The organism is Burkholderia sp. IO2 (genome assembly GCF_029522185.1).
Lineage (GTDB): Bacteria > Pseudomonadota > Gammaproteobacteria > Burkholderiales > Burkholderiaceae > Burkholderia > Burkholderia cenocepacia.
Genome location: NZ_JAKWFH010000023.1, coordinates 54,528 through 77,648, shown reverse-complemented (window position 1 = coordinate 77,648; position 23,121 = coordinate 54,528). Strand labels below are relative to the sequence as shown.

Genomic DNA, 23,121 nt, shown 5'->3' with positions numbered 1-23,121 from the left:
CTTTCGCCGCCTGAATGACACATGACGGGCCGCCCGCGATGCGGGCCGGCCTCCGTTCGTCCAGCGTCCGAGCGACGCTTTTCCGATGAGATTCGAAGTCGCCCGTCGGCGGGTGCGACGGTGGACGCGCGTGCGGTCTCGCAGCGCGGCATGCACCGTGTCGCCGCCGGGCCGGCGAAGTCGATTTCCATGAGCCGCTAGCCGGCGATCGTGATCGCGTGTCGTGCCGAACGGGCACGCGCGTCGATCGGCCGTGCCGTTGCGATGGTGTCGAGCGTGTCGAGCAACGCTGTTCGTAGTTTTTATTAGTAATGCGAAGTAGCAAGCGGAGCGTCGCGGGGCAGGCGAAAGCGGAGAGGGTCCGCGCCGCGCCTGATGTCGCGTTCGCTGTTGCGTCATCCAGCACATGAGAACCGAGGGAACACGAGATGAACAAGTCGTTCAAGTCGATCTGGAACGAAGCACTGGGAGCCTGGGTTGCGGCTTCGGAACTTGACCGGGCGCGCGGGAAGCGGGTGGCGTCGTCGAGAAGGGCGGCCGAGCACGTCGCGCAGGCGGGCGCCGCCGTGCGCCCGGGCGCGCATGCAGGGTTGTCCCCCCGGCGTATCGTGATGACGCTGGCGGCCGCGTATCTCGGGCTGTTTCAGGCCGGCGCGCACGCGCAGTATTCGGCGGGCGGCGGCTCCGCGACCGGCGGCGCCAGTTCGATCGCGGTCGGTAACGGTTCGGTGGCCACGCAGGTGAATTCCACCGCGTTCGGTAACCTGTCCACGGCGGCAGGCACATCAGCCACGGCACTGGGCCCGGGTGCGCACGCGATGGGTGACGGATCGACGGCCATCGGCATCAATGCGCAAGCGACCGGCGTCAACAGTGCATCGCTCGGCGTTCAGGCGATCGGATCGGGGAACTACTCGGTCGCGATCGGCAACCTGTCGAGCGCGACCCAAAGCGGTGCGGTGGCGATGGGCAGCGGCGCGGCGGCGACCGGCGTTTCCGCGGTCGGGCTCGGCAACAACGCGCTGGCTTCCGGCCAGTATGCGGCCGCGCTCGGTCTCGGCGCGAGCGCGGCCGGCGCGCAGAGCGTGGCGCTCGGCTATGCAACGCATGCAACCGACACCGGTGCGGTCGCCGTCGGCAACCAGGCGACGAGTTCGGGCGCGGCCGGCGTGGCCGTTGGCAGCGGTGCGCTGACGAGCGGTAATTCCGGCGTCGCGATGGGCGTCAACAGCGGGGCGAAGGGCACGTCGTCGATTGCGATCGGCTGGGGCGGCACCGCGGGCGTACCCGGGTCGGGCACGCAGTCGCTCGGTACGAGCTCGATCGCGATGGGCTCGAACACGACGGCCGGCGCGGACAATGCGCTGGCATTCGGCCTGAACGCGAACGCGTCGGGCGTCAGCTCGATCGCGATGGGCGTGCAATCGACCGCGACGGCGCTGTTCGGCGTCGCGCTCGGCAATCTCGCGCTCGCGACCGGCACGTCGGCAACCGCACTAGGCCCCGGCGCGACTGCATCCGCCGTCGGGGCAACCTCGATCGGCATCAACAGCGTGGCGGCGGCGGACTGGACCGTCGCGATCGGTGCGACCAACTCGGTCGCGGCCGGCGCGGGCGCCGGTTCGATCGCCGGCGGCAACAACTCGAAGGTGCTGGGCGGGACCGGCGCCGTGGCGCTCGGCCAGGGCCAGACCGTGAGCGGTGACGGCGCCGTCGCGATCGGCGATCCGAGCAGCGCGATCGGCACCGGTGCGGTCACGATGGGCTCGAACAACACCGCGAACGGCAACGGCGCGGTGGCGATCGGCAATACGAACAATGCGCAGGGCACGGGTTCGCTCGCACTCGGCAACACGTCGACCGCCGCAGCCGCGGGCGCGATCGCGTTCGGCGCGTCGGCCGTCGCGAACAATGCAAACGATGTCGCGCTCGGCTCCGGTTCAGTGACGGACGTGCCGCATCCGACGGCGACCGGTACGCTCGGCGGCGTCACGTACAACTACAACGGTACGAATCCGACGAGCGTCGTCAGCGTCGGCGCGGCGGGCACCGAGCGCCAGATCACCAACGTCGCGGCCGGGCGCGTCAATTCGGCGAGCACGGATGCGATCAACGGTTCGCAGCTTGCCGCGACGAACACGGCGCTCGATTCGCTGTCGACGTCGACGGCGTCGAGCATCACGTCGTTGTCGACCGGGGTTTCGTCGTTGTCGACGGGCCTGAGTTCGACCAACAGCGCGGTGACGTCGCTGTCCACGTCGACGTCGACCGGCATCAGCTCGTTGTCGACGGGCTTGAGTTCGACCGACAGCGCGGTCACGTCGCTGTCGACTTCCACGTCGACGGGCCTGTCGTCGGCCAATAGTTCGATCACGTCGCTGTCCACGTCGACGTCGACCGTCGTCGGCTCGTTGTCCACCGGCTTGAGCTCGACCAACAGCTCGATCACGTCGCTGTCCACGTCGACCTCGACGGTCGTCGGCTCGCTGTCGACCGGCCTGAGCTCGACGAACAGCAACCTGACCTCGCTGTCGACCGCCACGTCGACCGGGATCAGTTCGTTGTCGACGGGCCTGAGCTCGATCGCGAACAACAACACGAACCTCGGCAACAGCACGGCCGGCGCGATCGGCGGCGGGGCCACCTACGATCCGACCACCGGCACGATCTCGGCGCCGTCGTACGTGACGTACAACAGCGACGGGTCGACCACGATCAACAACAACGTCGGCTCGGCGATCGACAACATCAACGCGCACGGCATCAAGTACTTCCACGCGAATTCGACCGCGCCGGACAGCCAGGCGGTGGGCGTCGACAGCGTCGCGATCGGCCCGAACGCGATTTCCAAGGTCGACGGCAGCATCGCGCTTGGCTCGGGCTCGGTGGCCGACCGCGCGGTAGTACCGTCGTCGGGCATCCTGCGCAACGGCAGCGCGTCGATCCCGTTCGACACGACCGACCAGACGCTGCTTGGCGCGGTGTCGGTCGGCGATGCGACGAACAAGACGTACCGCCAGATCACCAACGTCGCGGACGGCACCGGCCAGCAGGACGCGGTGACGGTGCGGCAGCTGACCGGCGCGCTGCAGTCGTTCGCGGTCACGGGCCAGAAGTACTTCCACGCGAATTCGACCGCGGCGGATTCGCTCGCGGCCGGCGCGGAATCGGTCGCGGTGGGGCCGACGACGGTCGTCAACGGCGACCACGGCGTGGGCATCGGCAACGGCGCGATCGTCGACCAGACCGCGCCGGGCGGCGTGGCGATCGGGCAGGCGGCGAGTTCCGCGCAGGCCGACGCGATCGCGCTGGGCAGCGGCGCGACGGCGACCGGCGCGCAGTCCGTTGCACAGGGCGCGAACGCGGTGGCGGTCAGCGTGGGCAGCGTCGCGCTCGGCTCGGGTGCGCGCAGCACGGCGACCGATGCGCTCGCGCTCGGCGCCGGTGCGTCGGCGACGTTCGCGAACAGTGTGGCGCTGGGCGCCGGTTCGCTGACCACGGTCGGCGCGCTGACGAACTACGTCGCGTACGGGCTGAGCAGCCCGCAGTCGTCGGCCGGCGAAGTGAACGTCGGCAACCGGCAGATCACGGGGCTCGCGGCCGGCAAGAACGGCACGGATGCGGTGAACGTGTCGCAGCTCGATTCGATCGCGAACCAGTTGACGACGCTGATCGACCAGCGCACGACCAACCTCGGCGGGCAGTACACGACGAACCCGAACGGCGCGAACGTGCCGCCGGGCTCGACCGGGGCGAACTCGTCGGCGGGCGGTTCGGGCGCGGTGGCATCGGGCTCGAACAGCACGGCGGTCGGCAACAGTTCGCTCGCATCGGGCAACGGTTCTACGGCGATCGGCGTGGGCTCGACGGCATCGGGCAACAACTCGACGGCGCTCGGCACGGGCAGCAACGACGGCGGCCGCTCGAACGTCGTTGCGGTCGGCTCGGCCGATTCGGCGCGGCAGGTCGTGAACGTCGCGGCGGGCACGCAGGGCACGGACGCCGTGAACGTGAATCAGCTGAATGCGGTATCGAACCAGTTCACGCAGTCGCTGAACACGGTCAACAACCAGCTCACGCAGATGCAGCAGCAGATCCAGCAGACCGATTCGATGGCCCGCGAGGGGATCGCCGCGACCGCCGCGATGGCGTCGATCCCGCACATGGACCGTGATTCGAACTTCGCGATGGGGGTCGGCACGGCGACGTTCCAGGGCCAGAAGGCCATGGCGGTCGGCGTGCAGGCGCGCGTCACGGAGAACCTGAAGGCGACGCTGAACGGCGGTTTCGCCGGCAGCCAGCGCGTCGTCGGCGCGGGCATGCTGTATCAGTGGAAGTGATCGCGCGCAGCGGTTCGTTCCGGCACGCGCTGCCGGAGCGGACCGCGCCGAACGCAAACGTGCGCGGATGCGTCGCGACCTCGCGCCGCACGCGCCGTGCTCATCGCATTCTCGGAGTCATCAAGTGAAAAAACACCATCTTGTCCTGCTGGCGTCCGTCGTTTCCCTCACGGCCTGCTCGAGTGCGTCGGGGCCGACGTACAACGCATACGAACTGCAGTCGCGAAACGGCATCCGGACGTTCCAGGTCGACTGCCACGGCATCCTGTCGACCGCGAAGACCTGCATGAAGGTCGCGACGCGCATGTGCGGCAACGAACCCGTGCGCCTGGTCGACACCACCACGCCGTACCGCGACGGCGCCGATCCGCATTCGATCGTGTTCCAGTGCGGTGCGGCGCCCGCGCCGGCCGCCGCGGCCGTCGCGCCGGCGCCCGCGCCGGTCGAGAAGGTGAGCCTGACCGGCGATGCGTACTTCGCGACCGACTCGGCCGCGCTGACGCCCGCGGCCACCGCCGCGCTCGACAAGCTGCTGAACCAGCAAGGCGATCGCCATTTCGCGCGCGTGGAAGTGGACGGCTATACCGACGCGACCGGTTCGGATGCGCACAATCAGGCGCTGTCGAAGCGCCGGGCGGATGCGGTCGCCGGATATTTGCGTGAGCACGGGCTGAAAGCGGATTCGTTTGCCGCGAACGGTCACGGCGAAGCGAATCCGGCGGCATCGAACGATACGGTCGAAGGACGGGCGCGCAATCGTCGCGTGGAAATCTCGCTGCAGAAGTAGGGCGCTGCGACAGAATTGCCGCAAGCGTGGCCGTCGAAGCACGACGGCTCGCTTGCGGCGATGATGCACGACGCAGACGGCGGCGGGAGGAAGATCCGTCGCGGCGTGTGCATGCGGAGTCCGTCGCCTGGCGACGACGCCCCGCATGCTGCCTTGCGTCCGGCACGCGGATCGCCATTCGCACCGGGCCGTGGATCGACGCTCAGTGCCTGATCACGCAGACGGCCACGATTTCGTATCCCGGGTCGGCATGCGCGCTCGCGGCCTTCTCCGCTTCGTCATACGAACCAAAGGAGGCGGCATCCTCGATGGCCGGCGCCATGCCGATGTCGCCGTCTTCGGCGGTGCAGAGGAACTGCTCGCCGGTCTTCACGACATAGATGGACGTCATGATTCCCTCCAGGGTTTGCAGGGGGAAATTTCAGTCTAGCAGGCAGCAACGAAATCGGCGGCCGACGCGAATTCCGGCCGTCAATCGGGGTCGGTTCGTCGATTCGGCTCGCCGTGAAGGGCCGGATTCGCAGCCGTGGATCGGCGGGCGCGAAGCGGCGGCCGTGATGCGCGCGGCAGGGCGGAAAGCCGTGCACAATACGCGCATGCGAGCCCCCGATCTTGAATGCCTTGTCGCCGTCACCATGCCCTTCGGAAAATACAAGGGCCGACTCATCGCCGACCTGCCCGGCCCCTACCTCAACTGGCTGGCGCGCGAAGGGTTCCCGCGCGGCGAACTCGGCCGACAGCTCGCGCTCATGCACGAGATCGACCATAACGGCTTGCGGCACCTGCTGGAGCCGTTGCGCAAACCCGCGTAGCACGGCGTCGCGCCCAGCCGGTTGCCCGAACACGGTCCCGCGACTTCCTTCGCGTCCAACCGATCTGCGTGTTCAGGCGTTTTGCCCGCGCAGCAGCCACAGCGTCAATTCCCGGAGCTGATTGACCGTGACGCGTTCGCGCAGCAGGAACGTTCGCAGATACACCGCGCCGATGAGGCAGTGAAGCAACGGCATCGGGTCCGCATCCCTTTGCCACTCTCCCCGCTGCGTCGCGCGTTCGAAAATCTGCTGGACCGCGGAAAACCGGTTGGTCCACAGCCGGTGCAACTCGCTGGTGACGCCGGCGTCGTTGTAGGTGGCGAGCACGAACTGGATCGCCGACCGGCCCACCCCGGTGCGCAAGTAGCGCACGGTTGCCGACATGAGCGCGACGAGATCCGCGTGCAGCGAACCCCGATTGGGGATCACGATGTTCTCGGCAAAAAGCTCGAACACGGCCTCCATCACCAGCCCTTCCTTGCTCTTCCAGCGGCGATAGATCGAACTCTCGTTCACGCCGGAAAGCGCGGCGACCGCGCCGATGCTGAGCCGCTCGAAACCGGATTCCTGCAATTGGGCGATGGTTGCCGCGACCACGGCATCGCGGACGCGTGCGCTGCGGCCGCCAGGGCGGCGGCGACGCGATGGCGATTGTGGTTCGGCGGAATTGGGCATGAGCGGATTTTACACGCGGCGTCGAGGGCTGATGGCGGGACGTTCCATGTCGAACCCGTGCCCGACCGAGCCGGGACGGGCTCGCTTGCGGTAAACGCTAATGCAAGTTTACTTGCATTAGCGGGCGAGATGCGAAAACATGTCGTCTCGTTCGATAGCGCTCAGGAGGTTGAATTGAAATCGGTGACGTTTTTCAAAGCCGGGACAGAGGTAACCGGCGAAGACATCCTCAGGATGGAAGTCAAAAGGGCGCGGCACATGATGGCCCTGTTGATGGACAAGCTCGGGGCGGACGGCATGGTAAAGGTGTTCGCGAAGGAGATCGCGGCACACGAGGCGAACGAGCGGGACTGGTCGCGGCGCGCCCATGGTCGCTTCCGTTCGTCGGTGGCCGAGGCGCACGTCGCGGCGGGCGACGGTGCGGCGTTCATCAAGTGGTTCTGGGACGGCTACCGCGGCCCGAACAGCGCCGCGATGCTGCGCGCTCACCCCGAACATCTCGGCGCGCTATCGCTTCCCGGCGAGCGCGTGGGCATTCTCGAAGTGCCGGGTCATACGCAGTTCCCCGCGTTGCTGAAGTTCCGACATCTGGACGACTGGAGCGGTGTCCCGATCGAACTGGCGCCCGATATGCCGCATCGCATGATGGGGCGAATCGAGTCGATCGACGGGGAGACGGTCGGGTATCTGCTGCATCAATTCAGGGATACGTCGCCGGGGTTCGATGCACGGCTGGAAATTTTCTGGCCGTCGACCACGCCGGACGACTTGATTCGCGGTCACGCGGACCACCTGATGGTCGAGTGGTACAACTGGTTCGAGCTCTACGCCCTCACGCGGACGCAACCGGACGACTTGATGCCGTTGGCCTTTTCCGTGAACGCATGACTTTCCGCGGGCTCGCCCGTTGCGGGCGGGCAGTCCAGCGCAGCGCCGTCATGTTTCGTCACGCTTTCAGTGGCAGGGCAGTATCGATGCATATCGATATGGATGACTGATAAAACGACGGATCGATATCGATAGGATGGCTTTCGTCGTGTGTCGCGCATAAGTTTTTTTAAGAATATTAATAAGCATACCTATTAAATTAAAGGAGATATCGGATCATGAATCGGAAAAGGGGAGGCGGTTCGCTCATGCGGATGCAGGCGGCAGCCGCCATGTTGGTGGTCGGCGCGAGTGCGCATGCGCAAAGTACGGTCACGCTGTATGGCGTCGTCGATGCCGGTGTCATGTACACGAGTCGCAGCTTCGACGCGGGAACCGGGACGAACGGCGCCCATCGGATCTCGATGGCGGACGGCGGGATGTCCGGCTCCCACTTCGGGATAACCGGCGTAGAAGATCTCGGCGCAGGCACCAAGGCGATCTTTACGCTGGAAAGCGGTTTCACCATGAACAACGGCGCGCTGGGCAATTCGAACGGCAACCTGTTCGGACGACAGGCGTTCGTCGGCCTTTCGGGACGATTCGGGACCGTCAAGGCCGGCATGCAGTACTCGCCGTTCGGGCTTGCGATCGTCGACACGGACGCGCGGCACGCATCGTTCTTCGGCAGTCAGGCCGGCATCTACATGGGCAATTTTTTTGCGACGGGCATCTTCGTCGCCAATGCCGTGTCGTATACGAGCCGGACCGTGGCCGGTCTCCAGGCGAGCGCGCTGCTGGCGCTGGGCGGCGATCCCGGAAAATTTCAGGCCGGCCGTCAATACGCGGCGCGCTTGAGATACGCGTGGCGAAACCTGGTGGCCAACGCGGCGCTCTTCAGCGGCAATCCCGGCGGTTCGGCGAGTACGTCCACGCCGTTTCCGTCGACGGTCGAATTCGCGGGCCGCACGATCGGCGCGGCGTACACGTGGGGCGCCGCGACGTTGAAGGGCTCGTATACGAGCTACAAGATCGCCCATTCCTTCAACGAGAAGGTGTACTCGGTCGGCGGCGAGTATTTGATCACGCCCGCGCTGTCCACCGACGCGGGTGTCTGGTACATGCGGGACAGCAACGATCCGGCCAGCCATGCGCTGCTGACGTCCGCCGGGCTGTACTACTTCCTGTCGAAGCGAACGACGTTGTATGGCGCCGCGGCCTTCGTGAACAACCATGGGTCGATGCATACGGGGTTCACGGTGAACGGCGCGCTCTACGCGCCGACCGGCGGCAGCGCCAGTTTCGTCGTTGGTGCGCGGCATCTCTTTTGAGCGCTGCGCGTCCGTCATGAATTGAAATCGCCGCGAGCGGCATGGCTCGCGGCGATTTCATGAGCACATCGGCGCGTACGGCTCGACATCCGGGCCGGCCCCCACGCCGCGCGCTGACCGGCGCGAGACGCGTGCCGATCAGCGTCCGCTGTCCGCGACCGGCGCGGGCAGTACCGTGCCATAGTTGGCGCCGAACCCGATTCGCGCAAAACCGTCACGCTCGCACCAGCCACGAAAGATCACGGTATCGCCGTCCTCGAGGAACGCGCGTGCTTCGCCGTTGCCGATGTCCACCGGGCGTGTTCCCCCCGACGTGAGTTCGATCAACGCGCCGGCTTCGCCCGGCGACGGTCCCGAAACGGTGCCGCTGCCGAGCAGGTCGCCGCTCTGGAGATTGCAGCCGCCCATCGTGTGATGCGCGATCATTTGCCCGAGCGTCCAGTATTGGTGTCGGAAACTGGTGTGCGTCAACGTACGCGGTGGCTGCCCTTGCGCGAGCTGCCGCGCGCTGAGGATCGACGCCTCGAGCCGGATATCGAACGCGCCGGCCTGCCGGTTGGCCTCGGCATCCAGATAGTCGAGCGGCTGCGGACGATCGGCCACGCGCGACCACGTCGTACGATAGGGCAACAACGCCTCGACCGTGACGAGCCACGGCGACAGGGTCGTCGCGAAGTTCTTCGCCAGGAACGGCCCGAGCGGCTGCATTTCCCACGCCTGGATATCGCGAGCGGACCAGTCGTTCAGCAGGCACAGTCCGAACAGGTGTTGCTGGGCATCGGCCAGCGGAATCGCGGTGCCGCGCGAATTGCCGGTGCCGATCACCGCCCCGACTTCCAGCTCGTAGTCGAGCTGGCGGCACGCGCCTCGAACGGGCGCGGACGACGGGTCGGGCCGATACTGTCCCACCGGCCGATAGACCTGCTGGCCGCTCACGTCGATCGACGACACGCGGCCGTGATACGCGATCGGCAGCCAGTCGAAATTCGGGCTGATCGCCATCCCGAGCGGGCGACTGCAGTTCAACGCGTGATCGAGCGAGGTGTAGAAGTCGGTGTAGTCGCCGATGCGCACGGGCACGGCATGTTCGGCTTCCGTCTGCGGCACCAGCATGTGACGCACGGTTTTTTCGTGCGGGCTGCCTGCTTCCAGCAATGCGAACAGCGCATGGCGCAACGCCTGCCACGCGGCGGGGCCCATATCGAGCAGCGCATTCAACGTCGTTGCCGTGGCGGCCCGAACGGCGTCGGCGGCCAGACCGTCGAGCACGCCTGCCTGCTGCAACGCCGCGAGATCGACGATCTGGTTGCCGATGGCGACTCCGCCGCGCCAGGGTTCGTTCCGTCCCGCGCGCCGAAAGATACCCAACGGCAGATTCTGCAACGGAAAGTCGGTTCCGGCCTCGTTGGCCGTATCCACCCAGCTGCGCCGGGTGACGTCGTGCGTGTGATTCAGTTCCATCGATATTCCTCGCATGAAGCGGTTCGATGCGGTCTCAAGCCGTGGCGTTGAGTGCATCGTCGAAGATGGCGACCGCGCGGGTCCAGCCCGCGGAGGCGCCGCGAATTTTGTGCGGGAAGCACGAGACAAAAAAACCGTGGGGCGGTAGCACCTCGAGGTTGTGAAGCTTCTCCAGATGGCAATAGCCGATATGGCGGCCAGCCTTGTGCCCCTCCCAGATCAGCGACGCGTCGTGCGTTTCGGCGTATTTCCGGGCCGTATGCACGAACGGCGCATCCCAGCTCCACGCGTCGGTGCCGGTCAGCCGGACGCCTCGTTCGAGCAGGTACAGGGTGGCGTCGAGGCCCATGCCGCAACCGCTCGATACGTAGTCGGGTTGACCGTAGCGCATCCCCGCGCGGGTGTTGACCACGACGATTTCCAGCGGCTTGAGGACGTGATCGATGCGCGCAAGTTCCGCTTCGACGTCGGCGGCGGTAACGACGTAGCCATCGGCCCGGTCGGTGAAATCCAGCTTCACGCCCGGCTGGAAACACCAGTCCAGCGGTACCTCGTCGATGGTGATCGCACGTTCGCGCTCGCCGGTCGATTCATTCATCGTGCTGTGAAAGTGATAAGGCGCATCGAGGTGGGTGCCGTTGTGCGTGCTCAAGCGGACGTGCTCGATCGCCCAGCCTTCGCTGTCCGGCAGGTCGTGTTCCTGCAACCCGGGAAAGAAGGCCGTCACGCTCTTGGCCGTCTCCTCGTGCGCCAGATACTGGATCGTGGGGCCGTAACCCGGCGGATCGGAAATGACGTCGTTTTCCAGATAGATCGAAAGATCGACGAAGCGTCGTGTCATGTTCGGGTACTCGTGGTTGGAGGGTGCGACCGTGGCCGCCGGCTCTGCAGTCCGGGTACGCGACGGGCATTCGCGTGTGCGGTCAACCGCGACGACCGGGGGCGCCCTCGCTCGTGTTATGATTTACTGTACGATCGTACAGTCAGTTTGATGCGAATGCAAACCGTCGTTGCCCGATGACCGGAACGACAGGTGCGAAGACCTGCACAGAATGGGGAGGACCATGCAAGCAAAGGAAACCACGAAGAAGGCGCCCGGCACGCGGGGCGGGGGGCGAACGCAGGACGCGGGGCAGACGAGCAAGCGCGAGCGCGTCCTCGACGTGGCGGAGCGCCTGTTCGCCGCAGGAGGGTTCGACGGGGTGTCGATGCGGGATATCGCGTCGGCGGCAGACGTCGGCTTGCCGCTGATCGTGTATCACTTCGAGACGAAGATGGGGCTGTACCGTGCGTTGTTCGAGCGCCGCAAAACCGTGCTCGACGCGCGGCTGGCGATGCTGCGCGAGCCGGTGGCCGCGGGGGAGGATCCGCTCGAGCACATCGTGCGCGCGTTCGTGCTGCCCGTCATGCAGATCCAGGGTACGGACGCCGGTCTTGCGTACGCGAAGCTCGTGGCACGCGAAGCATCCGATCCGCGCGAAGCGGAGCGCGGCATCGTCGCCGAATATTTCGACCCGTTTGCGGCCGAATTCGTCGGCGCGATCAGAAAGGCGCTCCCCGGCCATGGCGCCAGCTACGCCCACTGGGCCTACCTGTTCGCCGTCGGCGCGCTGGTGATGAGCGCGTTCGATAGCCGCATCGAGCGCATCTCGAACGGCAAGATCAAGGCCGGCGCGTTGAAGAGCAAGACCGCGCATCTGGTGACGTTCATTACCGCGGGCATTCGGGCGGGCGGAGCGTCGGTCTGATCGAGCGGAACGCCGGCATTCCATGGCGCCGCGCGTCATCTGCATCGCTGTTTCTTTCTGTCGTCACGTTATGCGGGATGCGGTCGAATCCCGTCGAGCAAACAATGGTCGAATATTTCCCCACCAACTATGTATGGAACCTGTCCGTCAACATCGCACTGGCGTCGGGCGGAAACAGCGGCGAGATCGACGCGGTGTGCCGTCCGTTGATCGACGCGTCGACACGAAGCGACGACGGCGCAACCGAAGCCTTCTTTCTGGCTTGGTGCGGGCTGGGCGATCGTCTTCGTGGGCTGGCGGAAGCCGACCTGGCTGCCGGCCGACGATTGAGCGCCGGCGCCAAATTCGGCCGTGCGGCGGTGTACTACCTGACGGGCGAGCGCATGACGCATCCGTCTTTCGAACCCCGCAGGGCTGCCTATGCGAAGGCGCTGCGCTGTTTCGCGCGGTTCGCCGAGCTTCACGAGAAAAATTGCGAGCGGGTCGAAGTCCCGTATCGCGGCACCACGCTCGCCGGCGTGTTCGTCGCGGCGCACGACAACGCATCGGCCGCCGCGCCGTGCGTGGTGTTCGCCAACGGTCTGGACAGTTTCAAGGAGACGATTTACGGCAGCGGCGTGCAGCAGGCGCTCGCGGCGCGCAACATTTCGAGCCTTGCGATCGATCAACCGGGCACCGGCGAAGCGCTGCGCGTGAACGGGTTGACCGCGTTGATCGAATCGGAGGTGTGGGCGGGGGCCGTCGCCGACTACCTGGCGCGACGTAACGACGTCGACAGTCGGATGCTCGGCATGTGCGCGTGGTCGCTCGGCGGGTACTACGCGCCGCGCGCGGTCGCGATCGACAAGCGTTTCCGGCTGTGTGTCGCGTGGGGCGCGAATTTCAACTGGGGCGAACTGCAGCGACGCCGTCTCGCGCGGGAGGGCGACAATCCGGTGCCGCATTACTGGGATCATGTCCGATGGGTATGGGGCAAGACCACGCTTGAAGAATTCATGGCCTTCTCGGAGCGGATCACGCTGGCTCCGGTCATCGACGAGGTCACGGTTCCGTTCCTGATCGTCCACGGGGACGCCGACCGGCAGATTCCGCGGGAATACGCGATCCAGCAGTATCAGGGTGCGGTGAACAGCCCGAAGCGCGAGTTGAAATTCTTCACCGCGGCGGAAGGGGGCGTCGAGCACTGCAGCGCGGACAACGTGACGAACGTTCGCGACTATATCGCCGACTGGATTGCCGAGACGTACAGGGAACTGGGCGCGACACACGTGGAAACATGAGCCGCGCTGCCGAGGCAGGAGGTGGCAGGAGCCGCCGCGATCGACGTGCGCCGCCGGGCTTGCACCGCGAAACGCCGGTCGACTCGTCGATTCCCCGGGAGGCGCAACCGACAGGACGGGCCCCTCCCCGCCGCCTGTCCATGACGCCCGCAGGGTCGTCATGGAAAACTGTATGAATATACAGTATAGTACCCGTCGAACTCGAGCCGCGCAGGTCCAACCCTTGCGGCCCGTGCGCCGCGCCTGCGGGCATCCGCCGCAGCGTTCCGGCACCGTGAACTCTGGCTAACTCATTCAGACGGGCAGGCAAATTGTCATCCAGCAATCTGATCCGCATTCGCGGAGCACGTCAGCACAACCTCAAGAATCTCGATCTCGACCTGCGCACCGGTGAAATGACGGTCGTGACCGGCCCGTCGGGCTCCGGCAAGTCGAGTCTCGTGTTCGACACGCTGTACGCGGAAGGCCAGCGGCGCTACGTCGAAACCTTCAGCGCGTACGCGCGGCAGTTCCTCGACCGGATGGATCGCCCGCAGGTCGAGCGCGTCGACGGCGTGCCGCCCGCGATCGCGATCGACCAGACCAACCCGGTGCGCAGCTCGCGGTCGACCGTCGGCACGATGACCGAGCTGAACGACCACCTGAAGCTGCTGTACGCGCGCGCGGCCGAGCTGTTCGACCGCAAGACCGCGCGGCAGGTGCGGCACGACACGCCGGAGACGATTTACGCGGAGCTCGTCGCGCGCACGCGCGCCGACGATCCGCGCGTCGTCGTCACGTTCCCGGTCGAATTGCCGGAAGCGGTGTCCGACGAGGAAATCGCGCAGTGGCTGTCGGCGAGCGGCTACACGCGCGTGCAGGCGCAGCGCGAAGTCGCGTCGCCCACCGGGCCGCGCAAGATGCTCGACGTGGTGGCCGACCGCTTTCGCGTGCAGCAGGCCGACAAGGTGCGGGTGGTCGAGGCGATCGAGGCGTCGCTGAAGCGCGGCGGCGGCCGCGTGAACGTGTACGTGCTGGCGGCGGAAGCGGAAAACGCGACGGCCGAGCCGTTGATCTGGCGCTTCTCCACCGGGCTCCACGATCCCGACAGCGACCTGCGCTACGCGGAGCCGCAAGCCGCGCTGTTCTCGTTCAACTCGGCGTACGGCGCGTGCGAAACCTGCCGCGGCTTCGGCCGCGTGATCGGCGTCGATCTCGGCCTCGTGATTCCCGACGCGCGCAAGACGCTGCGTGGCGGCGCGATCAAGCCGATGCAGACGCCCGCATGGAAAGAGTGCCAGGACGACCTGATGCGCTACGCGGCGAAGGCCGGCATCCGGCGCGACGTGGCGTGGTCCGAGCTGACGGACGCCGAGCGCGACTGGGTCGTCAACGGGTCGCCGGACTGGAACGGCAAGTGGCAAAGCCAGTGGTACGGCGTGAAGCGCTTCTTCGGTTATCTCGAATCGAAAGCGTACAAGATGCACATCCGCGTGCTGCTGTCGAAATACCGCAGTTATACGCCGTGCGACGTGTGCGGCGGTGCGCGCCTGAAGACGGAATCGCTGCAATGGCGGCTCGGCTCGAAAGAGAACGCGGACGCCGTGCTCGCGCCGGCCGACCGCTTCATGCCGCGCGGCGTCGACTGGAGCCGCGCGCAACTCGAAGCGCTGCCTGGCCTGACCGTCCACGACCTGATGCTGCTGCCGATCGAGCGCATCCGGCGCTTCTTCGACGACATCGTCCTGCCGAGCGCGCTGCTCGACGACGCATTGAAGCTGTTGCTCGCCGAGGTGCGCACGCGCCTGAAATATCTGTGCGACGTCGGGCTCGGCTACCTGACGCTCGACCGGCAAAGCCGCACGCTGTCGGGCGGCGAGGTGCAGCGGATCAACCTGACGACGGCGCTCGGCACGTCGCTCACGAAAACCCTGTTCGTGCTCGACGAACCGAGCATCGGGCTGCATCCGCGCGACCTCACGCGGATCGTCGAGGCGATGCAGCGGCTGCGCGACGCGGGCAATACGCTGGTCGTGGTCGAGCACGATCCGTCGGTGATGCTCGCGGCCGATCGCTTGATCGACATGGGCCCCGGCCCGGGCGAGCGCGGCGGCACGATCGTCTATGACGGCACGCCGGCCGACATCCGGTCCGCGCACACGCTGACGGGCGAGTATCTCGGCGGCCGCAAGCAGGTCGCGCATGCGTCGAACTGGGCGCGCCGCGTGGTCGACGCCAACACGCCGCGCATCGTGCTCGAAGGCGCGACCGAACACAACCTGCGCGACGTCACGGTCGAGATTCCGCTGCAGCGGCTCGTGTGCGTGACGGGCGTATCCGGCTCCGGCAAATCCACGCTGCTGCAGGACGTGCTGTATCCGGCGATGGCGCGGCACCACGGCAAGGCGACCGAGTCGCCGGGCGCGTACCGCAGCCTCACGGGCGCCGACCAGGTCGGCGACGTCGTGTTCGTCGACCAGTCGCCGATCGGCAAGACCACACGCTCGAACCCGGCTAGCTACGTCGGCGCATTCGACGAAATCCGCAAGCTGTTCGCGAAGGCGCCGCTCGCGCTGCAGCGCGGCTACGGCGCCGGCACGTTCAGCTTCAACTCGGGCGACGGCCGTTGCCCGACCTGCGGCGGCTCGGGCTTCGAACACATCGAAATGCAGTTTCTGAGCGACGTCTACCTGCGTTGCCCGGATTGCGACGGCAGCCGCTACCGCGCCGAGATTCTCGAAGTGCGCATCGAGCGCGACGGCCGCGCGCTGAACATCGCCGACGTGCTCGACCTGACCGTCAGCGAGGCAGCCGCGCTCTTCGCGACCGATGCCGAGGTGCTGCGCGTGCTGCAGCCGATCGTTGACGTCGGCCTCGAATACGTGAAGCTCGGCCAGCCGGTGCCGACGCTGTCGGGCGGGGAAGCACAGCGCCTGAAGCTCGCCGGCTTCCTCGCCGAATCGGCGGCGGCGGCCAACGGGCGCCGGGTCGCGACGGAAGAAGCGCGCATCGCGCGCGCGAAGCTGTTCATGTTCGACGAGCCGACCACCGGGCTGCACTTCGACGACATCGCGAAGCTGATGCAGGCGTTCGGCAAGCTGCTCGCGGCCGGTCATTCGCTGATCGTGATCGAGCACAACCTCGACGTGATCCGCGCGGCCGACTGGCTGATCGACCTCGGCCCGGAAGGCGGCGACGGCGGCGGCCTCGTGCTGTGCGCCGGCACGCCCGACGACGTGAAGGCCTGCGCCGCATCGCATACCGGCGTGGCGCTGCTGCAGTACGACCGCGAGATGGATGGCGAGGCGGTGCACGCCGACGAAGGCGTGCCGCTGCAGGCCGTGCTGAACGCGGCGCGCGCGCGCCGGGCGATCGAAGGCGAGGACGTCGTGCGGATCGTCAACGCGCGCGAGCACAACCTGAAGTCGCTCGACGTCGACATCCCGCACGGCAAGTTCAACGTGATCACCGGCGTATCGGGTTCCGGCAAGTCGACGCTCGCGTTCGACATCCTGTTCCACGAAGGCCAGCGCCGCTACCTCGAATCGCTGAACGCGTATGCGCGCTCGATCGTGCAGCCGGCCGGCCGTCCCGAGGTCGACGCGGTGTACGGCATCCCGCCGACCGTCGCGATCGAGCAGCGGCTGTCGCGCGGCGGGCGCAAGAGCACGGTCGCGACCACGTCCGAGGTGTGGCATTTCCTGCGGCTGCTGTATGTGAAGCTCGGCCTGCAGCACTGCATCCACGACGGCACGCCGGTCACGTCGCAATCCGTCGAATCGATCGCCGCGCAACTGCTGCGCGATCATCGCGGCGAGCACGTCGGGCTGCTCGCGCCGCTCGTCGTCAACCGCAAGGGCGTGTATACGGATCTCGCGAAGTGGGCGAAGGCGCGCGGCAGCACGCATCTGCGGGTGGACGGCGAGTTCGTCACGGTCGATCCGTGGCCGAAGCTCGACCGTTTCCGCGAGCACACGATCGAATTGCCGGTGGCCGATATCGTCGTGTCGCCGGACAACGAAACCGAGTTGCGGCGCAGGCTCGACGAGACGCTCGAGCTCGGCAAGGGCGTGATGCACCTGCTCGCGCCGCTCGACGGGCTGCACGATGCGATGCGGAACGATCATTCGACCGCGCAGGTCGGCGCGGTCAAGGTGCTGTCGGTCAAGCGCGCGTGCCCGGTGTGCGGCACGAGCTATCCGGAGCTGGACCCGCGGATGTTCTCGTACAACAGCAAGCACGGCTGGTGCACGACCTGCGTCGGCACCGGCGTCACGCTCACGCGCGAACAGCGCGCCGCGTACGACGACACGGTGCTCGCCGGCGACGATCGCGGCCGCGAGCAAACCTTGCCGTCGGACGAACAGGAACCGGAAGGCGTCGGCAACGAGCCGTGCCCGGACTGCCACGGCACGCGGCTGAATCCGTCCGCACGCGCGGTCACGTTCGACGCGCATCCGATCGTCGAGGTCGCGCAATGGACTGTGTCGGATACGCGCCGCTGGATCGATGCGCTCGAACTCACCGGGCGCGATGCGCAGATCGCGCGCGACATCGTCAGCGAGATCGGCAGCCGCCTCGCGTTTCTCGAGGAGGTCGGGCTCGGCTATCTGAGCCTCGATCGCGCGGCGCCGAGCCTGTCGGGCGGCGAAGCGCAGCGCATCCGGCTCGCCGCGCAGCTCGGCAGCAACCTGCAGGGCGTGTGCTACGTGCTCGACGAGCCGACGATCGGCCTGCATCCGCGCGACAACCAGATCCTGCTCGACGCATTGCGCAAGCTCGGTGACAAGGGCAATACGCTGGTCGTCGTCGAGCATGACGAGGACACGATCCGCCGCGCGGATCACATCATCGACGTCGGCCCGGGCGCCGGCAAGCGCGGCGGCACGCTGGTCGCGCAAGGCGCGGTCGCCGACCTTGCGGCGCAGGCCGATTCGGTGACGGGGCGCCTGCTCGCGCAGCCGATGACGCATCCGTTGCAGCCGCGCCGCAGCGTGAGCCTGCCGGGCAAGAAGGGCGGTGCGGCCGTGCCGGAAGCGTGGCTGACCGTCCATGGCGCCCGGCTGCACAACCTGCGCGACGTCACGGTCGGCATTCCGCTCGCGCGGCTCGTCGCGGTGACGGGCGTCAGCGGGTCGGGCAAGTCGACGCTCGCGCGCGACGTGCTGATGACGAACCTGCTGGATGCGGTCGGCCGCTCGGTGCTGTCGTCGCCGGCCACGCGGCGTGCGCGCAAGGCCGCGCAGCAGGACGCGCCGGCCACCAATCGCCGTTCGAGCGTCCTGGCGCGCAGCGCACCGCGGCCGTCGCTGAACGTCACGCACGCATGGCAGGGTTGCGAATCGCTGAGCGGCTGGGAGCAGATCGATCGCGTGCTCGAAGTCGACCAGACGCCGATCGGCAAGACGCCGCGTTCGTGTCCGGCCACCTATATCGGCGTGTGGGACACGATCCGCAAGCTGTTCGCCGATACGCTCGAGGCGCGCGCACGCGGCTATACGGCATCGCGTTTCTCGTTCAATACCGGCGATGGGCGCTGCCCTGCCTGCGAAGGGCAAGGCGTGCGCACGATCGGCATGAGTTTCCTGCCCGACGTCAAGGTGCCGTGCGACGTGTGCCACGGGCAGCGCTTCAATCCGGAAACGCTCGCCGTCACGTGGCGCGGCCGGAACATCGGCGACGTGTTGACGATGGAGATCGACGAGGCGGTGGAGTTCTTCGCGCCGATTTCGAACATCGCGCATCCGTTGCAATTGATGAAGGACGTCGGGCTCGGCTATCTGACGCTCGGTCAGCCGTCGCCGACGCTGTCCGGCGGCGAAGCACAGCGCATCAAGCTCGTCACCGAGCTGACGAAGGTGCGCGACGACATCACGCGGCGCGGCCAGAAGGCGCCGCATACGCTGTACGTGCTCGACGAGCCGACGGTCGGCCTGCATATGGCCGACGTCGCGAAGCTGATCCGTGTGCTGCATCGGCTGGTCGATGCCGGGCATAGCGTCGTCGTGATCGAGCACGACCTCGACGTGATCGCGGAAGCCGACTGGATCATCGATCTTGGGCCGGAAGGCGGCGTGGGCGGCGGCACGATCGTCGCGGCGGCGCCGCCGGAAGCGCTCGCGAAGGTGAGCGCGAGCCATACGGGGCAGGCGTTGAAGCCGGTGCTCGCACGAACGGCCAGCGAAGACGATGAAGCGGAGCAGCAGGGCGCGGCGCGGGTCGGCTGAACGCATCGTGTCCGGTGAGCGGCCCCGGTGCCTGGCGAGGCATCGGGGCCGCGCGTGTTTCGTCGTTCATGTCGACGCGCTCAACTCCCGTTGACGCCGATCGTCTCGATGATGGTCTCCAGTTGCGGGCTCATCGGCAGGTTCAGACTCAAGCCCGACGGAAGCGGGCGCAGGAACCAGCGCTTGTACTGACGCGCGATCTCGCCGTCGGCGGCCAATTCCTGGAACGTGGTTTTCACGACCTGCGCGAGTTGCGGATCGTCCTTGCGGAACATGATTCCGTACGGGTCGTACGAAAGAAAGTCGCCGACCACGTCGTACTGGCCACCCTTGCCCGCATTCTGGGCAATGAGGCCGTACAGCAGCACGTCGTCCGTCGCGAACGCGTCGGCGCCGCCATTCGCGACGAGCGCGAAACCCTGCGCATGGTCCGGCACCACCTGTAGCTGGATCCCGAGCCGGAACTTGTCGTTCAGGTCGCGCAGCGCCTTCTCGTTGGTCGTACCGGCCGTCACCGCGACTTTCTTGCCCGCGAGGTCGCGGAACGAGCGGATCGGCGCGCCGCGTTTCACCATCACCTTCGTGCCGGCCACGAAAATGATCGGCGAGAACGCCACGCGTTTCTGGCGCTCGAGGTTGCTGGTCGTGGAGCCGCATTCCAGATCGACTTTCCCGCTGACCACCGCGTCGATGCGGGTGTCGGACGTGACCGGCACCCAGCGGATCGTCAGGCTCCGGTTGATCGCATCCTCGATCGACGACACGAGCGCCTTGCATAGCTCGATCGAATAGCCGATCGGCTGGTTGCGCGCGTTCAGGTACGAAAACGGTATCGACGCGTCGCGATAGCCGAGCGCGATCGTCCCGCTGCCGTGCACCTTCGCGAGCGTGCCGGTCAGTTGGGCCGGCGCGAACGGCTCGACGCGCGGCAGCGTCGAAGGCGCATCTTCCGCGCGCGCGGTCGCGCCCGTCGCAAGCAGGCCCGCGAGCGCGAGCGCACGCCAGAATCGCTGCATCTTCATCGCCGGGCCTCCGTCAGACTTCCGTCGGATGTGCGATCGTCGCTTCCTGTTCCGCTTCGATGCGCGCCGCGTTGGCTTCGGCTTCCGCTTCCGACAGGAGCTGGCCTTCCCATTTCGCGACCACCGCGCTCGCGATCGAGTTGCCCACCGCATTGGTGGCCGAGCGGCCCATGTCGAGGAACGTGTCGACGCCGAGAATCAGCAGCAGCCCGGCCTCCGGAAGCCCGAACTGGTGCAGCGTGGCCGCGATCACGACGAGCGATGCGCGCGGCACGCCGGCCATCCCCTTCGACGTGAGCATCAGGACCAGCAGCATCGTGATCTGCGTGCCGAGCGACAGGTGCATGTTGTACGCCTGCGCGATGAACAGCGACGCGAACGTGCAGTACATCATCGAGCCGTCGAGGTTGAACGAATAGCCCATCGGCATCACGAAGCTCGAGATCTTGCGCTTCACGCCGAAGCGGTCGAGCGCATCGAGGATCTTCGGGTACGCGGCTTCGGAGCTGGCCGTCGCGAACGACAGCATGAACGCTTCCTTGATCAGCACCAGCAGCTTGAACACGCGCGGCCCGAGGAACACGAGCCCCGCACAGACGAGCAGTGCCCAGAGCAGGAACAGGCTCACGTAGAAGTCGCCCATGAACACCGCGAACTTCAGCAGTACCGACAGCCCGTTGACCGCGACGGTCGCGGCCATCGCGGCCATCACCGCGAGCGGCGCGAGCTTCATCACGTAGCCGGTGATCTTGAGCATCACGTGCGACAGCTGGTCGATCGCGGCGATGAGGACCTTGCCGCGGTCGCCGAGTGCGGCGAGCGCGACGCCGAAGAACATCGAGAACACGACGATCTGCAGGATCTCGTTGTTCGCCATCGCCTCGGCGAACGACTTCGGCACCATGTGGCCGACGAAATCCTTCAGCGTGAACTTGGACGTCGCGAGGTTCGCGGAGGCGCCGATGTCCGGCAGCGGCAAGCCGAGATTGTCGCCGGGCCGCAGCAGGTTCGCCATCAGCAGCCCGAGCAGCAGCGAAACCAGCGACGCGGTGATGAACCAGGCGATCGATTTCGCGAACACGCGTCCGACCGACGCCGCGTCGCCCATGTGCGCGATGCCGACGACCAGCGTGGAGAAGACGAGCGGCCCGATCACCATCTTGATCAGGCGCAGGAACACGTCGGAGACGAGCGAGATGTACCCGGCGACTTCGGCGGCGGCCTTCTTGTCCGGAAAGCTCGTGAAGACCATGTAGCCGATCGCGATGCCTGCCACCATCGCGATCAGGATCCAGACGGCTGCAGCATTCTTTTTGCGCATCGTGAGCCTCCCATGCAGCGGTTTCGCAATCGGGGGATGGAAGGACGATACAGGACCAGAATGACGATGAACAGTGCAACCGGGTTCGGGTTTGCGCTAGCGCCGGGTGATGGCCGGTCCGGGCGACGGCGATTGCACCGGTGGCGCTTCGTGCCCGACGCCGGTGCAACCCGATGCCGGTTTGTGCGGAGCAGCACGTCGCTTGTATGAAGGCCGCCGCATTGCGACGACCGGCGCCGCGCGTTTCGCCCCGGTCATGCGCACGGAGATCCCGCTGCCTCGTGCTGAAATCGCGGGCCTGCGCCACGCACCGGACGATCCCGGCGGTCGGCGAATGCGCGCGTTGCGCGCGGCGGCCCACGGTTTTCGATCAGCCGGCCGGCGCGACCGATGCACCCGTGATGCCGTGCCGGCGCAGCGAATCGGCGACGAAGCCGGACGCCTTCATGTCTTCCACGAATGCGTTCAGGGCCGCCGCGGCCGCGTCGCCGCGGCTCTTCGGCACGCCCATCGCCTGCCGGATCACCATGAAGCGCTCGTCGAGCAGGTGCAGGCCGGGTGTTTTCGCGGCGTCGGCTTCGAGCTGCTGCTTCACGCCGGCCGCCACCTCCAGTTGCTGCTCGACGAACGTCGACACGACGGCTTGCGACGTCGGCGCGCGCACGATCCGCGCGGCTTTCAGTTCGCGGGTGAGGAACAGGTCGTACGCGCTGCCGTTGCCGACGGCCACGCGGTTGTGCGGCTGGTCGACGTCCGCGTTGGTGCGGATCGGCGAGGCGTCGGGAACGAGATAGAAGCCTTCGATCAGCACGTACGGCGCGGTGAACGCGACCGTTTCGCCGCGCAGCGGATCGACCGCGAAGAAGCCGAAATCGGCGCGCTCGTCGGTCAGCGCCTGCACCGATTTGCCAGCGGCGTCGAACACCACGAGTTCCAGGTCGGCCGACAGGCGCTCGGCGAAGGCGCGGGCGAGGTCGATCGAGACGCCGAACGGTTCGCCCGTCGCCGGGTCGCGGTTCGCGAGGATCGGGTTGCCGAGGTTGATCGAGGCGCGGAGCTTGCCGGTGGGCGTGAAGGCGGAGACGACAGCGGGAGCGATGGGCATGAGCGGACTCGCGGGAGGCATGGGGTCGGTCGGGTGACGGACGCGCGACGGTGCGTCGATGCTGAGCTTATCACCGGACGTCGTGGATCGCATGTGCGGGCGTGCCTGCGCGGAGACGACGAGACGTCGAGTCGGCCCGCGGCCTTCATGGGCGGTCGCTGCATCC

Annotated in this window: 15 protein-coding genes and 2 pseudogenes; 10 read left to right on the top strand and 7 right to left on the bottom strand. The window is 66.9% G+C overall.

Features of this window, described 5'->3' with window-relative positions:
* Window positions 1–428 precede the first annotated feature (428 nt).
* The 4 genes and pseudogenes from MMB92_RS16845 to MMB92_RS16835 form a co-directional block, all read left to right on the top strand.
* A pseudogene (locus MMB92_RS16845) lies at window positions 429–3,686 on the top strand (ESPR-type extended signal peptide-containing protein); the annotation flags it as partial.
* A 101-nt stretch (window positions 3,687–3,787) separates the two neighbouring features.
* Window positions 3,788–3,871: pseudogene (locus tag MMB92_RS35270) on the top strand (hypothetical protein); the annotation flags it as partial.
* Entirely contained in the window at window positions 3,858–4,340 is a 483-nt protein-coding gene (locus MMB92_RS16840) for a YadA-like family protein (RefSeq protein WP_256857620.1), read from the top strand. The pseudogene MMB92_RS35270 and the gene MMB92_RS16840, both read left to right, overlap by 14 nt.
* 124 nt (window positions 4,341–4,464) lie before the next feature.
* The gene (locus tag MMB92_RS16835; protein ID WP_006498034.1) at window positions 4,465–5,127 is read left to right on the top strand and encodes an OmpA family protein; all 663 of its coding nucleotides are present in this window, start codon (window positions 4,465–4,467) and stop codon (window positions 5,125–5,127) included.
* Window positions 5,128–5,329: 202 nt separating this feature from the next.
* Here MMB92_RS16835 and MMB92_RS16830 read toward each other — a convergent pair whose 3' ends face one another.
* Window positions 5,330–5,518 carry a hypothetical protein gene (locus MMB92_RS16830; protein WP_006498035.1) on the bottom strand — a complete coding sequence of 63 codons (189 nt, stop codon included), beginning with the start codon at window positions 5,516–5,518 and terminating at the stop codon, window positions 5,330–5,332.
* A 205-nt stretch (window positions 5,519–5,723) separates the two neighbouring features.
* On the opposite strand from MMB92_RS16830, the gene MMB92_RS16825 reads away from it, so the two are divergent.
* Entirely contained in the window at window positions 5,724–5,939 is a 216-nt protein-coding gene (locus MMB92_RS16825; protein ID WP_058903869.1) for a DUF3820 family protein, read from the top strand.
* A gap of 72 nt (window positions 5,940–6,011) precedes the next feature.
* On the opposite strand, the gene MMB92_RS16820 is transcribed toward MMB92_RS16825, so the two are convergent.
* Entirely contained in the window at window positions 6,012–6,614 is a 603-nt protein-coding gene (locus tag MMB92_RS16820) for a TetR/AcrR family transcriptional regulator (protein ID WP_058903870.1), read from the bottom strand.
* A gap of 183 nt (window positions 6,615–6,797) precedes the next feature.
* Between MMB92_RS16820 and MMB92_RS16815 the strand changes: the two genes are divergently transcribed.
* Together MMB92_RS16815 and MMB92_RS16810 are read left to right on the top strand one after the other, a co-directional pair.
* Window positions 6,798–7,502: a hypothetical protein gene (locus MMB92_RS16815; RefSeq protein WP_277562806.1), complete on the top strand. Its 705-nt coding sequence runs from the start codon at window positions 6,798–6,800 to the stop codon at window positions 7,500–7,502.
* Between the two features lie 218 nt (window positions 7,503–7,720).
* The gene (locus tag MMB92_RS16810) at window positions 7,721–8,812 is read left to right on the top strand and encodes a porin (protein ID WP_277562797.1); all 1,092 of its coding nucleotides are present in this window, start codon (window positions 7,721–7,723) and stop codon (window positions 8,810–8,812) included.
* 138 nt (window positions 8,813–8,950) lie between these two features.
* On the opposite strand, the gene fahA is transcribed toward MMB92_RS16810, so the two are convergent.
* Window positions 8,951–10,273 (bottom strand): fumarylacetoacetase, encoded by a 1,323-nt coding sequence (gene fahA, locus MMB92_RS16805; RefSeq protein ID WP_277562796.1) that lies wholly within the window; start codon window positions 10,271–10,273, stop codon window positions 8,951–8,953.
* Between the two features lie 34 nt (window positions 10,274–10,307).
* Entirely contained in the window at window positions 10,308–11,114 is an 807-nt protein-coding gene (locus MMB92_RS16800; protein ID WP_058903874.1) for a cyclase family protein, read from the bottom strand.
* Between the two features lie 223 nt (window positions 11,115–11,337).
* Between MMB92_RS16800 and MMB92_RS16795 the strand changes: the two genes are divergently transcribed.
* The 3 genes from MMB92_RS16795 (at window position 11,338) to uvrA (ending at window position 19,507) form a co-directional block, all read left to right on the top strand.
* Window positions 11,338–12,021 carry a TetR/AcrR family transcriptional regulator gene (locus MMB92_RS16795; protein ID WP_059723876.1) on the top strand — a complete coding sequence of 228 codons (684 nt, stop codon included), beginning with the start codon at window positions 11,338–11,340 and terminating at the stop codon, window positions 12,019–12,021.
* 104 nt (window positions 12,022–12,125) lie between these two features.
* Window positions 12,126–13,301: a prolyl oligopeptidase family serine peptidase gene (locus tag MMB92_RS16790; protein WP_196432741.1), complete on the top strand. Its 1,176-nt coding sequence runs from the start codon at window positions 12,126–12,128 to the stop codon at window positions 13,299–13,301.
* Between the two features lie 311 nt (window positions 13,302–13,612).
* Window positions 13,613–19,507, top strand: a complete 5,895-nt coding sequence (gene uvrA, locus MMB92_RS16785; RefSeq protein WP_277562795.1) for an excinuclease ABC subunit UvrA — start codon at window positions 13,613–13,615, stop codon at window positions 19,505–19,507.
* 80 nt (window positions 19,508–19,587) lie between these two features.
* On the opposite strand, the gene MMB92_RS16780 is transcribed toward uvrA, so the two are convergent.
* The 3 genes from MMB92_RS16780 to MMB92_RS16770 form a co-directional block, all read right to left on the bottom strand.
* Entirely contained in the window at window positions 19,588–20,529 is a 942-nt protein-coding gene (locus MMB92_RS16780; protein ID WP_080322807.1) for an amino acid ABC transporter substrate-binding protein, read from the bottom strand.
* 13 nt (window positions 20,530–20,542) lie between these two features.
* Window positions 20,543–21,850, bottom strand: coding sequence for a dicarboxylate/amino acid:cation symporter (locus MMB92_RS16775; RefSeq protein ID WP_006485551.1), 1,308 nt, complete (start codon window positions 21,848–21,850; stop codon window positions 20,543–20,545).
* A gap of 370 nt (window positions 21,851–22,220) precedes the next feature.
* Entirely contained in the window at window positions 22,221–22,955 is a 735-nt protein-coding gene (locus MMB92_RS16770; protein WP_058903877.1) for an ABC transporter substrate-binding protein, read from the bottom strand.
* Window positions 22,956–23,121 lie beyond the last annotated feature (166 nt).